Genomic DNA, 13,189 nt, shown 5'->3' with positions numbered 1-13,189 from the left:
TCTTCTTCCCGCCGCCTGAGGTTTTGCCGGGGAACGCTCAGGTTCCCGCGACGACCCGCAGCGCCAGGTCGGCACGATCGGTCACGAGTCCGTCGACGCCGAGGGCGAGGAGGCGCCGCATGTCCTCCTCGTCGTTGACGGTCCACACGTGCACCTCGAGCCCGGCCGCGTGCGCCGTCTCGAGGAGCGCGCTCGAGAGGATCCGGAGCCGCCCGACGCGCTCGGGGATCTGCAGGGCGCGCGCTCCCGCCACGCCGCGACGCATCGCGCTCGCACTCCGGCTGCGGGATGCCGCGAGGGCGCGCAGCACGGAGGCGCGACCGGCCGACGTGACCGAGTCGGGCACCGCCGCGGCGAGTCGTCGTCGCCGCGCGTCCGAGAAGGCGGTGAGGAGGACCCGTCCGGCCGCGCCCGCTCGCCGGACCGACTCGATGGTCGGCGCGGCCGCGGCATCCGTCTTGACGTCGATGTTCAGGCGGGCTTCGGGGAACGCGTGGAGCAACTCATCGAGCGTGCCGAACCCGTGACCGCCGCCGAGGTCGACGGCTCGGAGTTCGTCGATCGACAGGTCGGAGACCGCCTCGGGTCGACCGGCGACTCGCCGCAGCGTCGGGTCGTGCGCCAGCACCGCTGCACCGTCGGCGCTCGGGTGGATGTCGGTCTCCAGGTACCGCGCGCCCGCCCGGATGGCGGCCTCGAACGCGGCGAGCGTGTTCTCGGGCGCCTCCAGCGCGAGCCCGCGGTGCGCGAGGACACGCGGCGCTGGCGGATCGAACCAGCCGGCGGCCAACCGGGTCAGCCGGGGAAGCCGGGGCGCGAGGTCGTGCCGCCGGGTGAGGCGGGGCCGGAACCGCCGGTTCCGTCGGCGGCGCCGTTCGGGGTGAACGCGCGCCCGATTCCCTTCAGCGCCTCGGTGAGCTCGCTCGGGACGATCCAGAGCTTGTTCGAGGCGCCCTCCGCGAGCTGCGGGAGCATCTGGAGGTACTGGTAGCCGAGCAGCTTCGGGTCGGGATCGCCCTTGTGGATGGCGTCGAACACCGTGAGGATCGCCTCGGCCTCACCCTGTGCGCGGAGCACGGCGGCCTTCGCGTCACCCTCCGCCTTGAGGATGGCGGCCTGCCTCGAACCCTCGGCCTCGAGGATCGCGGACTGCTTCGTGCCCTCGGCGGTGAGGATCGCCGCACGGCGGTCGCGCTCGGCGCGCATCTGCTTCTCCATCGAGTCCTGGATGGAGAGGGGCGGGTCGATCGCCTTGAGCTCGACGCGGGAGACGCGGATGCCCCACTTGCCGGTCGCCTCGTCGAGGACGATGCGGAGCTGGCCGTTGATGTTGTCGCGGCTCGTGAGCGCCTCTTCGAGGTTCAGTCCGCCGACGACGTTCCTGAGCGTCGTCGTCGTCAGCTGCTCGACCGCGCCGAGGTAGTTGTTGATCTCGTACGTCGCGGCACGTGCGTCGGTGACCTGGAAGTAGACGACCGTGTCGATCGAGACCACCAGGTTGTCCTCGGTGATGACCGGCTGCGGCGGGAACGAGACGACCTGCTCGCGCATGTCGACGAGCGGGAGCAGGCGGTCGATGAACGGGATGAGGAGGTTGAGTCCCGGCGTGAGGGTCTTGTGGTAGCGCCCCAGCCGCTCGACGACGCCGGCGTAGGCCTGCGGGATGATCCGGATCGACTTCGCGATCACCACGATCGCGAAGATCGCGATCGCGACGACGACGATCAGGGCGATGATGGGTCCGACGTCGTTCACGCCTGGGTGCTCCTCTCCATCGGGACGACGACCGCCGTCGCCCCGTCGATGCCGGTGACGAGCACGTGCTCGCCCACGGCGACATCCGCCTGCTCCGTCACCGGTGAGAGCCGTGCCGTCCAGACGTCCCCGTTCTCGAGGCGGACCTGGCCGCCCGCGGGCCCGACCGTGCGCACGACCGTGCCGGAGGCGCCGATGAGTGCGTCGACGTTGCTCCGCGCCGGATCGGCGCCCCGGCGCAGCATCCGCAGGAGCGATGGTCGCAACGTCAGGATGAGCGCGACCGCGACGACGGCCGCCACGATGAACTGAGCCCACCAGGGGATGCCGGTGAGCCCCGAGAGCAGGCCCGCGACGCTTCCGAGGGCCAGCATGAGGAAGGTCATCTCGAGGGTGAACACCTCGATGGTGGCGAAGACGAGGATCAGGACGAGCCAGGCGATCCACGCGTACTGGGTCAGAACATCCAACTTGGTCTCCTTCGGGCCCCCGCTTTTCAACCTATCAGCGCTCGGGGCGCCGGTGGGGGAGTTGGTAGTCTCGGTGCGGCGTGCAGCGCGCGCCCGCGACATCCGCACCACTCGAGGAGCCCAAACGTGACCAACCCGCTCGCCCCCGGATCGCTCGACGGCCGCGTCGCCCTCGTCACGGGATCGTCCCGCGGCATCGGCGCGGACACCGCCCGCTACCTCGCCGAGGCCGGCGCCGCGGTCGTCGTCAACTACCGCAGCAAGGCGCCGCGCGCGGAGAAGATCGTGAACGAGATCACCGCGGCCGGCGGCCGGGCGATCGCGGTCGGCGCCGACCTGACGGATGCGTCGTCGGTGCAGGCCATGTTCGAGCGCGCCGTCGCCGAGCTCGGCCCGGTCGACGTGCTCGTGCTCAACGCATCGGGCGGCATGGAGACCGGGATGGGCGAGGACTATGCGATGCGGCTGAACCGCGACGCGCAGGTCAACGTCGTCGACAACGCGCTCCCGCACCTGGCGGACGGCGCCCGCATCGTGTTCGTGACGAGCCACCAGGCGCACTTCATCCGCACCACGCCGACGATGCCGGAGTACGAGCCCGTCGCCCTCTCGAAGCGCGCCGGCGAGGACGCCCTCCGTGCGAAGCTGCCGGAGTTCGACGCGAAGGGCGTCGAGTTCGTCGTCGTGTCCGGCGACATGATCGAGGGCACCATCACGGCGACGCTCCTCGAGCGCGCGAACCCCGGTGCGATCGCCGCCCGCAAGGAGGACGCCGGCAAGCTCTACAACGTCGCGGAGTTCGCCGCCGAGGTCGCGTCGGCCGCCGTCGACCCGATCCCGGCCGAGCACACGCGCTACGTGGGAGACGTCTCGGGGTTCGCGCCGGAGGGCTGATCCGCGACGCGCGTCCTGCTCGCGGACGCGCACGACGAGGGCGGGACCGGTCGGACCGGTCCCGCCCTCGCGGCGTGTCGGGGGGATCAGCGCGTCACGACGACAACTGCATGCCGCGGCCGAACGTGAACGCCCGGACGATCTGCACGATGCCGAGCACGATGAGCGCGATGCCCGTCACCCAGAACAGGATGACGATGCCCCAGAGCGGCGAGAACAGCAGCACGATGCCCGCAAGGATGCTCAGGATGCCGAAGAAGATGCTCCACGCCCTCGACGACGAGTTGCCGGACTGCGCGAGCGCGACCACGCCCTCGACGATCCAGAGGACGCCGACGAGGATCCCGAGGAAGATGCCGATGACGACGGCGCTCTCGGTCGGGTTGGCGAACATGACGACCGCCCCGAAGAGGAACAGGACGCCGAGGATGATGTCGAGGGCCCTGGCGCCGCCCGAGATCGACCTCGAGAAGATGCCGATGCCGACGTAGGCGAGCCCGGCGATCAGGAAGTAGATCGCGAGCATCACCGTCAGCACGACGGCCGAGTCCTTCGGCCAGAACGTGATGAAGACGCCGATGATCAGGGCGATGACCCCGGAGACGCCGAGGGCGATCCGGATCGAGTTCACCGCCGACTTCGTGAGTTCGGCCGAGTCGAAGGCGAACGCCGCGAACATGCTGTTGGACTGCGGGGAGGACATGGCAACTCCTTCCGGCGCACCCGGAGCGGCGCGCGCTCGCGTTCAGGCTATTCCCAGCGGCGGGCCGGACGGGGGAGCCGTTGGTCCCGCTCCCGGCGTGTCGCGCATGTCCGGGCGTGTCCGGCATCTCCGGGGCGGGTCAGGCGCGGCGGGCCTCGATCCATCCGTCGATCCGCTCCCACTGGCCCATGAGCCAGTCCGTGCGGTCGTCGTGGTCGTCGGGGATGTCGGCGCGCCGCACGTTCCAGATCTGCATCGTGATCGTCTTGTCGGTGGGCAGTTCGCGCCAGACGTCGCCGACCGTGCGGATGCGGTCCAGGCCGGTGTGCGCGACGAGGAAGACGTCGGCGTGCGGCGCCGCGTCGAGCGCCGCGAACAGCCCGGCCGGCCGCGGCGCCATGACGTTCATGAGGCGCGCGGCGCGTTCGGCCGCGGACGTGAGCCCGGCCGCCCGCAACCGGTCGATGGCCCGTGCCCGTCGTTCCGGGGTGAAGTTGCCGCCCTCGGGGAAGATCACGAGCGCGTCGCGCTCGCCCATGTCGCTCGCGAGTTCGCTGATGCGCTCGGTCAGGGGGACCGTCGGAGCGGTCCGCGAGCCGCGTGTCCCGTGCCCGTCGCCCGCACCGGTCCGAGCCGCTCGTCCGGCCCTGCCCGCGACGGGCGGCGGGGCGATGAAGCGGTTCGGCAGTCGATTGAGCACCACGTCGACGGCCGGGTCCCACTGCATGGTGTCCTTCAGCACGATGCGCGGCGACCGGTCGAACCAGTTGAGCACGGCGTGGATCAGGATGAACGAGTCGCCGGGGCCCGCGTGCCGGCTCGCGATCACGCGGGGTTGGTCGTCGTCGTGGAATCCCTCCGGGACGCGGACGTCGATGTCGAGGCGCAGCACCCAGTGCGCGTTCCAGAACAGGAACCCGAGCATCCGCGCGACGAACCGGTAGTGGGCGTGCTGGAAGCCGGGCGAGCGGATGCGCCATCCGAACCCCGAGGCGATCCAGAGCACGAAGAGCACCACGATCGCCGCGGCGTCCCAGAGCAGGTAGACCGCGACCATGACGAGCAGCCGAGGGGTCCGCAGCCGCGGTTCCACGAAGATCGAGACGATCAGCGCGATCGTCAGCCAGGCGGGGAGCAGCGCGACGACGACGAGCGCGAGCACGATGACGAGCGGCGCGAGGATGCCGCGGCGCACCCACTTCGGCGGGAGCCGCATCAGTCCGCGGCCCGGTCCGGCGCGCCGCCGCGGTGCTCGTCCTCGCGGTCCAGGTAGGCGGATGCGGCGCCGTGCGCGGTCGCCATCCGGCGCCGGAGGGCGGCGGGGGAGAGGTTGCGCGAGATCCGGTTCTCCTTGGCCGATGAGGTCCCGGTCGGGAGCACGTGCAGGCGAGTGCCCTCGGTGAGTGCGGCGCGGTCGCGGGCGAAGCGGTGCCGGCGGGAGATCTCGAACGCGACACGGGCGTTGTCGAACTGGTTGCGCGGCGGGGTCAGCGCGTGCTCGATCCGTCCGACCTGCATCACGTAGATGTCCGTCGCGCCGGCGTCGGCGGCCTGCCCGACCGGGATCGAGTTCACGATGCCGCCGTCGATGAAGTGCTCCTCGCCGATCCGCACCGCCGGGAAGAGGCCGGGCAGCGCCGCGGATGCGAGCACGGCCGGCACGAGCGGGCCGGAATCGAACCAGTGCTCGGCCGCTCGCTCGACGCTGGCGGCGCAGCACCGGAACGCCACGTCCAGGTCCTCGAACTCGGTGGCCCCGCCGAGCCCGTGGACGAGCATCCGGCGCAGCGGCTCGGTCGACATCACGTGTGCGCGACCGAGCCGGAGGCCGACGCCGCTGGTGATCGCGCGCGCCTCCTTCGAGCTCCAGGCCGCCTCGAGCCGCTCCAGGCTCCGATCGACGTCGGCGGCGATGATCGCCCCGTTGATCGCGCCGATCGACGTGCCGACCACGAGGTCGGGGCGGATGCCGCGTTCGAGCACCGCGCGGAGCATGCCGACCTGCACGGCGCCGAGCACCCCGCCGCCCCCGAGGACGAACGCGACCTTGCCCGAGTCCATGGCGCCATTCTGGCACCGCACCACGAGGCCGGAGGGGAACCAAGGACCCTCCGGCAGCGGACCGCTGGACTTGTCCGCCATGAGGTGGGAGCATCGCGCTCGTGAGCAGCCGAACCGCCGACCCGGACGCCGTCCGCGACCTCGTGGTGCTGCGCCGGGTGCGCGATCGCATCGATCGCGAGTACGCGCGGCCGCTCGACGTCGAGGCGCTCGCGCGAGGGGCGAACATGTCGTCGGGGCACCTGAGCCGGCGGTTCCGCGCGGCGTTCGGCGAGTCGCCGTACTCCTACCTCATGACGCGTCGCATCGAGCGCGCGATGGCGCTGCTCCGCCGGGGCGACCTCACGGTGACCGAGGTGTGCTTCGAGGTCGGGTGCTCGTCGCTCGGCACGTTCAGCACGCGCTTCGCCGAGCTCGTCGGCGTGCCGCCGAGCGTCTACCGGGAGCGGTACGCCGGCGAGACGCTCGGGATGCTGCCGTGCGTGGCGAAGCAGGTGACGAAGCCGGTCAGGAATCGAGAAGCGGGCGTCGGCGGCCGGGGATAGCGTGACCTCCATGAGCCTCACCATCCACTCCAGCTTCCTCCCGCACCTCGACCCCGACGCGTCGCTCGCCTTCTACCGCGACGTGCTCGGGTTCGAGGTCCGCAACGACGTCGGGTACGAGGGCATGCGGTGGATCACCGTCGGTCCCGCCGACCAGCCCGACACGGCGATCGTGCTGCACCCGCCGGGTGTCGGCCCGGGCATGACCGACGACGATCGGAACGCGCTCCTCGAGATCATCGCGAAGGGCAGCTACTTCGGCGTGAACCTCGCGGCGACCGACCTCGACGCGACGTTCGCGACCCTCGAGGCCGCCGGCGCCGAGGTGGTGCAGGAGCCCGTCGACCAGCCGTACGGCCTGCGCGACTGCGCCTTCCGGGACCCGGCGGGCAACATGATCCGGATCCAGCAGGTCGGCTGACGATGACCACGACCCCGAACGTCGCCCCCGCGGCATCCGCCCTGCCGGCCGCGGACGCCCACGACCGCATCCGGGTGCAGGGCGCCCGGGAGAACAACCTGAAGGACGTCTCGGTCGAGCTGCCCAAGCGCCGCCTGACCGTGTTCACGGGCGTCTCGGGCTCCGGCAAGAGCTCGCTCGTGTTCGACACCATCGCCGCCGAGTCGCGCCGGTTGATCGACGAGACCTACAGCGCGTTCGTGCAGGGGTTCATGCCCTCCGTGCCCCGCCCCGACGTCGACGTGCTCGAGGGGCTCACGACCGCGATCATCGTCGACCAGGAGCGGCTCGGTGCGAACCCGCGATCGACGGTGGGCACCGTCACCGACGCGAACGCGATGCTGCGGATCCTCTTCAGCCGGCTCGGCGAGCCGCACATCGGCGGCCCGACGGCGTTCTCGTTCAACATCCCGACGCAGAAGGCCAGCGGCGTGATGACCTCGGCGACCGGCGAGAAGACCATCGTGCGCGACGTCGTGTACCTCGGCGGCATGTGCCCGCGTTGCGAGGGTCGCGGTTCGGTGTCCGACCTCGACCTCGCGCAGGTGATCGACGAGAGCCGCTCGCTGAACGAGGGCGCGATCATGGTGCCCGGCTACACCGCCGACGGGTGGATGGTGCGCGGGTTCTCGGAGTCCGGGTTCTACGACCCCGACAAGCCGATCGCCGAGTTCACGGAGAAGGAACGGCACGCCCTGCTCTACAGCGAGCAGAAGAAGGTCCGGATCCAGAACATCAACATGACCTACGAGGGGCTGATCCCCAAGATCACGAAGTCGATGCTGTCCAAGGACATCGACGCGCTCCAGCCGCACATCCGTGCGTTCGTCGAGCGCGTGGCGACCTTCGCCCGGTGCCCCGAGTGCGACGGCACGCGCCTCACCGAAGCGGCCCGCTCCTCGAAGATCGAGGGTGTCAGCATCGCCGACGCCTGCCGCATGCAGGTCACCGACCTGGCCGCGTGGGTCCGCGGTCTCGATCGGCCCGATGCCGGGCCGCTGCTCGAGGCGCTCGGCGCGAACCTCGACGCCTTCGTCACGCTCGGGCTCGGCTACCTGAGCCTCGAACGGCCGTCGGGGACGCTCTCCGGCGGCGAGGCGCAGCGCATCAAGATGCTCAGGCACCTCGGCTCGTCGCTGACGGATGTCACGTACGTCTTCGACGAGCCCACCATCGGGCTGCACCCGCACGACATCCAGCGCATGAACACGCTGCTCCTGCAGTTGCGCGACAAGGGCAACACGGTGCTCGTCGTCGAGCACAAGCCCGAGACGATCGCCATCGCCGATCACGTCGTCGACCTCGGCCCGGGGGCCGGGCGCGACGGCGGCGAGATCGGCTTCGAGGGCTCGGTCGACGAGCTGAAGGCGAGTGGCACGATCACCGGCCGTCACCTCGACGACCGGGCGTCGATCAAGCCCGAGGTGCGCCGCGGGTCCGGCGCGATCGAGGTGCGCGGTGCCGACGAGAACAACCTGGAGGACGTCGACGTCGACATCCCGCTCGGCGTGCTCACGGTCGTCACCGGTGTCGCGGGCTCGGGCAAGAGCTCGCTCATCCACGGGTCCGTCTCGCCGCGCGAGGGCATCGTCTCGATCGACCAGGGCGCGATCAAGGGCTCCCGCCGCAGCAGCCCGGCGACCTACACCGGCCTCCTGGAGCCGATCCGCAAGGCGTTCGCGAAGGCGAACGGCGTGAAGCCGGCGTTCTTCAGCGCGAATTCCGAGGGCGCCTGCCCGACGTGCAAGGGCGCCGGCGTCATCGTGACCGAGCTCGGCTTCATGGACACGATCGAGACGCCGTGCGAGGACTGCGGCGGCAAGCGGTTCCAGTCCGGCGTGCTGCAGTACACGCTCGGGGGGCTCGACATCACCGAGGTACTCGACCTGCCGGTCGCGAAGGCGCGCGAGTTCTTCTCGGCGGGCGAGGCGAAGATCCCGGCCGCGGCGGCGATCCTGGGGCGGCTGGAAGACGTCGGGCTCGGCTACCTGAGCCTCGGGCAGCCGTTGTCGACGCTGTCGGGCGGGGAGCGGCAGCGTGTGAAGCTCGCGATCGCGATGGGGGAGACGGGCGACGTGTACGTCCTCGACGAGCCGACGACCGGACTCCACCTCGCCGATGTCGACAACCTGCTGCGGTTGCTCGACCGCCTGGTCGACTCCGGCAAGACCGTGATCGTCATCGAGCACCACCAGGCGGTCATGGCGCACGCCGACTGGATCATCGACCTCGGGCCGGGCGCCGGCCACGACGGCGGGCGAATCGTCTTCGAGGGGACGCCCGCCGACCTCATCGCCAGCCGCGCGACGCTCACGGGGGAGCACCTGGCCGACTACGTCGGCGCGTGATACCCCCACCCCTATCCAGTCCGGAGGAACGACATGTGCCTGCATTCGGCTTACGAAGCCGGCGGAGCGGTCTACGCGCGCGATCTCGCGACCGCGGAGGCATCCGCTCGATCGGCCTCATCGAACGAAGCCGCATCGGCCGAGCCGACGTCGTACGCGGTGGCGGAGCCGTCGCCGAACGCGATCCGGCGGCCTCCAGCTGACGGTCGACCGGCGCGCGAGACCGTGGAGTGCGCGACTGACCGATACCGGCGGGTGGCCGACGGCTCCCTGCGTACGGCCCCGATCGATGTGCGCCGATAATGCACATTATGTCGGTTCACGCCCGAGCCGTGAAGCGACTTCACGTTCCACCCGGTTCATCATGAGCCGAGCGCGCAGGCATGGCCGCCCGCCGGCATGACTCCCCCGTGGGAGTGATCGTTCAGGCGCGTTCGTTCCGCCTGAGCTTCTCCACGCGTTCCTCGCTCGCGGGCATGCCGAACTCGTTCAGCGGCCCGCTGGCGGCGGGCTCCGGGAGTCGGACGTCGGTCGGGCATTCGAGCAGGACATTCGGTGTCGACTCGTCGATGCGGTGCTCGAACATCGGGTGTCCGCAGAGCGGACACGGCTTCTCCCCCGACTGACTGCGGTCGTCGGGTTCCTCCGGGGCCATCCGCGGCGACTCGAACGCTGGGGTCATGACCCGGTCCACCCGGTCGAAGAACCTGGTGAACGCGTTCCCCTCGCCGTGGCCCGCCTCTTCGCGTGCCATGGCGCCGATGGTACTCCGGGCGTTGCGGTCCGTGCGAGCGCAATATGGAGAGTGCTGCTATCCAATTCGGTTCCAGGCAGATCGGCAGTCGGGATGCGGGCGCCGCCGCCGCGCCCGCATCCCTCCGTCGTCAGTGCTCGCCGAATCCGCTCGAGGCGAGGTCCGCGATCGCGTCGACCGCGCCGGCGCCGGCGGCGTCGTCGGTCGCGATCTCGACCTCGTCTCCCTTCACGAGTCCGAGCGCCATGATCGCGAGCAGGCTCTTGGCATCGATCCCGTTCACGGTCACGCGCTGGGAGAAGGTGCTCGCCAGTTTCACGAGCTCGGCGGCCGGTCGCGCGTGGAGCCCGTCTGAGTTCGTCAGCGTGATCCGGCGGCTGATCCGCCCTGAGGTGCCGACGTCGGCCGGTCCCTCGCCGAGTCCGCCCGCAGGCGCTCCGGGCGCCGCCCCTCCCCCGCCGGCGGACTCCGCCGCGCGAACGACGGTCTCCAGCGGGTCGCCCGACTCCGCAGCGACGGATGCCGCGACCGCTCCCTCCACCAGCGGCGCGTCCGCGATGCGCACCCGCTCCCGCTGGTCCTCGTCGAGGAAGTCCATCGCCGTCTCGGCGGTGAGGATGGCGGACCCGAGATCGCACAGGACGACCACGCCGGTACCGGCATCCGCCGCACCGATGGCAGCCGTCACGAGCTCGAAGCTCGTTCCGATGCGGCCGTCGTCCGTGCCGCCCGCGGGTTCGATGCGCACGTTCGGCGCCATCTGGTGCGCGAGCTCCACGACGCCCGCGGCCAGCTGCTCGGAGTGCGAGACGACGACGATCCCGATGCGCCCTCCATCCGCCATCTCAGGCACTGGTCCCGTTGGATGCGGCCGCGGCCGCCGCCTCGAGGAGGTACGCCGTCGATTGCGCGCCGGGGTCGCGATGACCGGCCGAGCGTTCGCCGAGGTAGCTCGCACGGCCCTTGCGGGCGACGAGCGGGATCGTCGCGTCGGAGCCGGCGGCCGCGGCATCCGCCGCGACCCGAAGCGTCTCAGCAGCGCTCGCTCCTCCATCGGCCGCTGCGCGCGCCGCATCGACCGCCGGCGTCCACGCGTCGACCATCGTCTTGTCGCCGGACTCGGCCTTCCCCCTCGCCACGATGCCGTCGCGCGACGCCTCGAGCAGCGACACGACGCCGGCGGCGTCGATCGACGACTCGCCGGCGATCGCTGCGGATCCCTTGAGGAACGCCGTGCCGTACAGCGGTCCGGCCGCGCCGCCGACCGTCGAGATCAGGGTCGTCGCGACGAGCTTCAGCACGTCGGCCGGGGTCGATCCCGCGGGGAGGTCGTCGAGCTTCGGCAGGACCGCCTGGAAGCCGCGATCCATGTTCTCGCCGTGGTCGCCGTCGCCGATCTCGCGGTCGAGCGTGATCAGCTCGACCCGGTGCTCCGAGAGCGTCTCGGCTCCGCGCCTGACCCAGTCCACCGCCCAGGTGATGTCCAATCCCACCTCGGCCGCCCCTAACGGCCCCACCGGAGCGCCGCCGTGTGCACGGGGGCGTCCCAGAGCCGGACCATCTCGTCGTCGAGCTTCAGGAGCGTGATCGAGAATCCCTGCATCTCGAGCGAGGTGATGTAGTTGCCCACGAGCGAGCGCTCGATCGTGATGCCCTTCTCGGCGAGCACCTCTGCCGCACGACGGTATGCGATGTAGAGCTCGATCTGCGGAGTCCCGCCCATGCCGTTCACGAACAGGAGCACGCGGTCGCCCGACGAGTACGGAAGGTCGTCGATGATCGGCGTGATCAGCCGATCGACGATCGCGTCGGCGGGTTCGAGCTTGATGCGCTCGCGCCCGGGCTCGCCGTGGATGCCGATGCCGATCTCGACCTCGTCCTCCGCGAGGGTGAAGCTCGGTTCGCCCGCGTGCGGGACGATGCACGGCGTCAGCGCCATGCCCATCGAGCGGACGTTCGCGTTCACGCGTTCGGCGATCTCCGCGACCTGGTCGAGGTCGTCGCCGCGATCGGCCGCAGCACCCGCGATCTTCTCGACGAGCACGGTCCCGCCGACACCGCGACGGCCGGCCGTGTAGAGCGAGTCCTTGACCGCGACGTCGTCGTTCGTCACGACGGCCCGGACCTCGATGCCGTCGGCGGCCGCGAGATCGGCGGCGGTCTCGAAGTTCAGGACGTCGCCGGTGTAGTTCTTCACGATGTGGAGGACGCCCTTGCCGCCGTCGACGGCCTTCGTGGCCGCGAGGATGGGATCGGGCGTCGGCGAGGTGAAGACGGCGCCGGGGACCGCGGCGTCCAGCATGCCGGGTCCGACGAATCCGGCGTGCAGCGGCTCGTGTCCGCTCCCGCCGCCGGACACCAGGCCGACCTTGCCGGCGACCGGCGCGTCGGCGCGCACGACGTGGATCGGATCCGTCTCGACCTTGACGAGGTCGGCGTGCGCAAGTCCGAAGCCCGCGACCGACTCGTCGACCACACGCTTGGGATCGTTGATGATCTTCTTCACGGAAACGTCCCTTCCCCTCGGCCGCGCGCGTCCGGCACGTCGCCTGTCGACGTCGACGCGGCACTCCCCACGCAAAACTACTCCGGCGCGGCCCGCCGATGAAAGGGCTGTCCGATGATTCCCGCGCGCCCTTCCGCGCATCTCCGCCACGCGAGTAGGGTGGGCGCTGATCCGCCCTGGGGCGCGGCCCCTCGGGCACGGCGAAAAGGATGGAAGGTCAACGTGGACAATCTCGGAGTGTTGTTCCTCTCCGAACTCGTCGGCACGGCGATGCTCGTGCTGCTCGGTTGCGGAGTCGTCGCGAACGTCGCCCTCGTCAAGACGAAGGGCTACAACGGCGGGTTCCTGTTGGTGAACATCGGCTGGGGCCTCGCGGTCTTCTCCGGTGTCGTCGTGGCCTATGCGTCCGGTGCGCACATCAACCCCGCCGTCACCCTGGGGCTCGTCGCCAACGGGGCCACCGAGTTCGGCAACGCCGCGCTCGGCACCACCGTCCCGGTCGACGCGCTGTCGGTGCTCACGTACATCGGTGCGCAGCTGATCGGCGCGATCCTCGGTGCGATCATCGTGTGGCTGGCCTACAAGCAGCACTTCGACGAGGAGCCGCAGGCGGCCAACAAGCTCGGCGTCTTCTCGACCGGTCCCGCCATCCGCTCGTACGGGTGGAACCTCGTGACCGAGATCATCGGCACC

At 70.7% G+C, this 13,189-nt stretch carries 15 protein-coding genes; 5 read left to right on the top strand and 10 right to left on the bottom strand.

Annotated elements, in window-relative coordinates:
- Window positions 1-37: 37 nt before the first annotated feature.
- The 3 genes from GLX25_RS13715 to GLX25_RS13705 are packed head-to-tail and all read right to left on the bottom strand — an operon-like array spanning window position 38 to window position 2,225.
- Window positions 38-790 carry a glycerophosphodiester phosphodiesterase family protein gene (locus tag GLX25_RS13715; RefSeq protein WP_309299141.1) on the bottom strand — a complete coding sequence of 251 codons (753 nt, stop codon included), beginning with the start codon at window positions 788-790 and terminating at the stop codon, window positions 38-40.
- Window positions 791-795: 5 nt separating this feature from the next.
- Window positions 796-1,755: an SPFH domain-containing protein gene (locus GLX25_RS13710; protein WP_166548817.1), complete on the bottom strand. Its 960-nt coding sequence runs from the start codon at window positions 1,753-1,755 to the stop codon at window positions 796-798.
- Entirely contained in the window at window positions 1,752-2,225 is a 474-nt protein-coding gene (locus tag GLX25_RS13705) for an NfeD family protein (protein ID WP_240898379.1), read from the bottom strand. The genes GLX25_RS13710 and GLX25_RS13705 overlap by 4 nt, the downstream gene beginning before the upstream one ends.
- A 126-nt stretch (window positions 2,226-2,351) precedes the next feature.
- On the opposite strand from GLX25_RS13705, the gene GLX25_RS13700 reads away from it, so the two are divergent.
- Window positions 2,352-3,119, top strand: a complete 768-nt coding sequence (locus GLX25_RS13700) for an SDR family oxidoreductase (protein WP_166548816.1) — start codon at window positions 2,352-2,354, stop codon at window positions 3,117-3,119.
- A 94-nt stretch (window positions 3,120-3,213) separates the two neighbouring features.
- On the opposite strand, the gene GLX25_RS13695 is transcribed toward GLX25_RS13700, so the two are convergent.
- From GLX25_RS13695 to GLX25_RS13685, 3 genes are all read right to left on the bottom strand, one after another.
- Window positions 3,214-3,822, bottom strand: a complete 609-nt coding sequence (locus GLX25_RS13695) for an HdeD family acid-resistance protein (RefSeq protein ID WP_155843029.1) — start codon at window positions 3,820-3,822, stop codon at window positions 3,214-3,216.
- A gap of 139 nt (window positions 3,823-3,961) precedes the next feature.
- On the bottom strand, window positions 3,962-5,038 hold the full coding sequence (locus GLX25_RS13690; protein WP_155843028.1) for a 1-acyl-sn-glycerol-3-phosphate acyltransferase: 1,077 nt from the start codon (window positions 5,036-5,038) through the stop codon (window positions 3,962-3,964).
- Complete coding sequence (locus GLX25_RS13685) at window positions 5,038-5,883, bottom strand: patatin-like phospholipase family protein (protein WP_155843027.1); 846 nt, start codon at window positions 5,881-5,883, stop codon at window positions 5,038-5,040. The genes GLX25_RS13690 and GLX25_RS13685 overlap by 1 nt, the downstream gene beginning before the upstream one ends.
- 101 nt (window positions 5,884-5,984) lie before the next feature.
- On the opposite strand from GLX25_RS13685, the gene GLX25_RS13680 reads away from it, so the two are divergent.
- From GLX25_RS13680 to GLX25_RS13670, 3 genes are read left to right on the top strand one after another with little or no spacing between them, the layout of a single operon-like run.
- Complete coding sequence (locus GLX25_RS13680) at window positions 5,985-6,428, top strand: helix-turn-helix transcriptional regulator (protein WP_166548815.1); 444 nt, start codon at window positions 5,985-5,987, stop codon at window positions 6,426-6,428.
- 10 nt (window positions 6,429-6,438) lie between these two features.
- Window positions 6,439-6,849 (top strand): VOC family protein, encoded by a 411-nt coding sequence (locus tag GLX25_RS13675; RefSeq protein ID WP_155843026.1) that lies wholly within the window; start codon window positions 6,439-6,441, stop codon window positions 6,847-6,849.
- Between the two features lie 2 nt (window positions 6,850-6,851).
- Window positions 6,852-9,236 (top strand): ATP-binding cassette domain-containing protein, encoded by a 2,385-nt coding sequence (locus GLX25_RS13670; protein ID WP_155843025.1) that lies wholly within the window; start codon window positions 6,852-6,854, stop codon window positions 9,234-9,236.
- Between the two features lie 424 nt (window positions 9,237-9,660).
- Here the strand turns inward: GLX25_RS13670 and GLX25_RS13665 are convergent, their stop codons facing one another.
- The 4 genes from GLX25_RS13665 to dhaK all read right to left on the bottom strand — a co-directional run bounded on the left by GLX25_RS13665 (window position 9,661) and on the right by dhaK (window position 12,496).
- Window positions 9,661-9,990 (bottom strand): hypothetical protein, encoded by a 330-nt coding sequence (locus GLX25_RS13665; protein ID WP_155843024.1) that lies wholly within the window; start codon window positions 9,988-9,990, stop codon window positions 9,661-9,663.
- Between the two features lie 130 nt (window positions 9,991-10,120).
- Entirely contained in the window at window positions 10,121-10,834 is a 714-nt protein-coding gene (gene dhaM / locus GLX25_RS13660) for a dihydroxyacetone kinase phosphoryl donor subunit DhaM (RefSeq protein ID WP_155843023.1), read from the bottom strand.
- A 1-nt stretch (window position 10,835) separates the two neighbouring features.
- Window positions 10,836-11,483, bottom strand: a complete 648-nt coding sequence (dhaL, locus tag GLX25_RS18605; protein ID WP_271192435.1) for a dihydroxyacetone kinase subunit DhaL — start codon at window positions 11,481-11,483, stop codon at window positions 10,836-10,838.
- Window positions 11,484-11,494: 11 nt separating this feature from the next.
- Window positions 11,495-12,496: a dihydroxyacetone kinase subunit DhaK gene (gene dhaK, locus GLX25_RS13650; RefSeq protein WP_166548813.1), complete on the bottom strand. Its 1,002-nt coding sequence runs from the start codon at window positions 12,494-12,496 to the stop codon at window positions 11,495-11,497.
- A gap of 222 nt (window positions 12,497-12,718) precedes the next feature.
- Between dhaK and GLX25_RS13645 the strand changes: the two genes are divergently transcribed.
- The coding region (locus GLX25_RS13645; protein WP_338081369.1) for an MIP/aquaporin family protein at window positions 12,719-13,189 on the top strand (471 nt) is incomplete at its 3' end.

Origin of the sequence: Agromyces luteolus, from assembly GCF_009729855.1 — a bacterium.
GTDB lineage: Bacteria > Actinomycetota > Actinomycetes > Actinomycetales > Microbacteriaceae > Agromyces > Agromyces luteolus.
Note: the sequence above shows the minus strand (reverse complement) of the source record. Positions and strands in the feature narration are given on the sequence as shown.

Coding starts and splice junctions, on each gene's coding strand:
- GLX25_RS13665 (WP_155843024.1), bottom strand. CDS start 9,990: ATGGCACGCGAAGAGGCGGGCCACGGCGAGGGGAACGCGTTCACCAGG.
- GLX25_RS13670 (WP_155843025.1), top strand. CDS start 6,852: ATGACCACGACCCCGAACGTCGCCCCCGCGGCATCCGCCCTGCCGGCC.
- GLX25_RS13690 (WP_155843028.1), bottom strand. CDS start 5,038: ATGCGGCTCCCGCCGAAGTGGGTGCGCCGCGGCATCCTCGCGCCGCTC.
- GLX25_RS13685 (WP_155843027.1), bottom strand. CDS start 5,883: ATGGACTCGGGCAAGGTCGCGTTCGTCCTCGGGGGCGGCGGGGTGCTC.
- GLX25_RS13675 (WP_155843026.1), top strand. CDS start 6,439: ATGAGCCTCACCATCCACTCCAGCTTCCTCCCGCACCTCGACCCCGAC.
- GLX25_RS13695 (WP_155843029.1), bottom strand. CDS start 3,822: ATGTCCTCCCCGCAGTCCAACAGCATGTTCGCGGCGTTCGCCTTCGAC.
- dhaM (WP_155843023.1), bottom strand. CDS start 10,834: ATGGCGGATGGAGGGCGCATCGGGATCGTCGTCGTCTCGCACTCCGAG.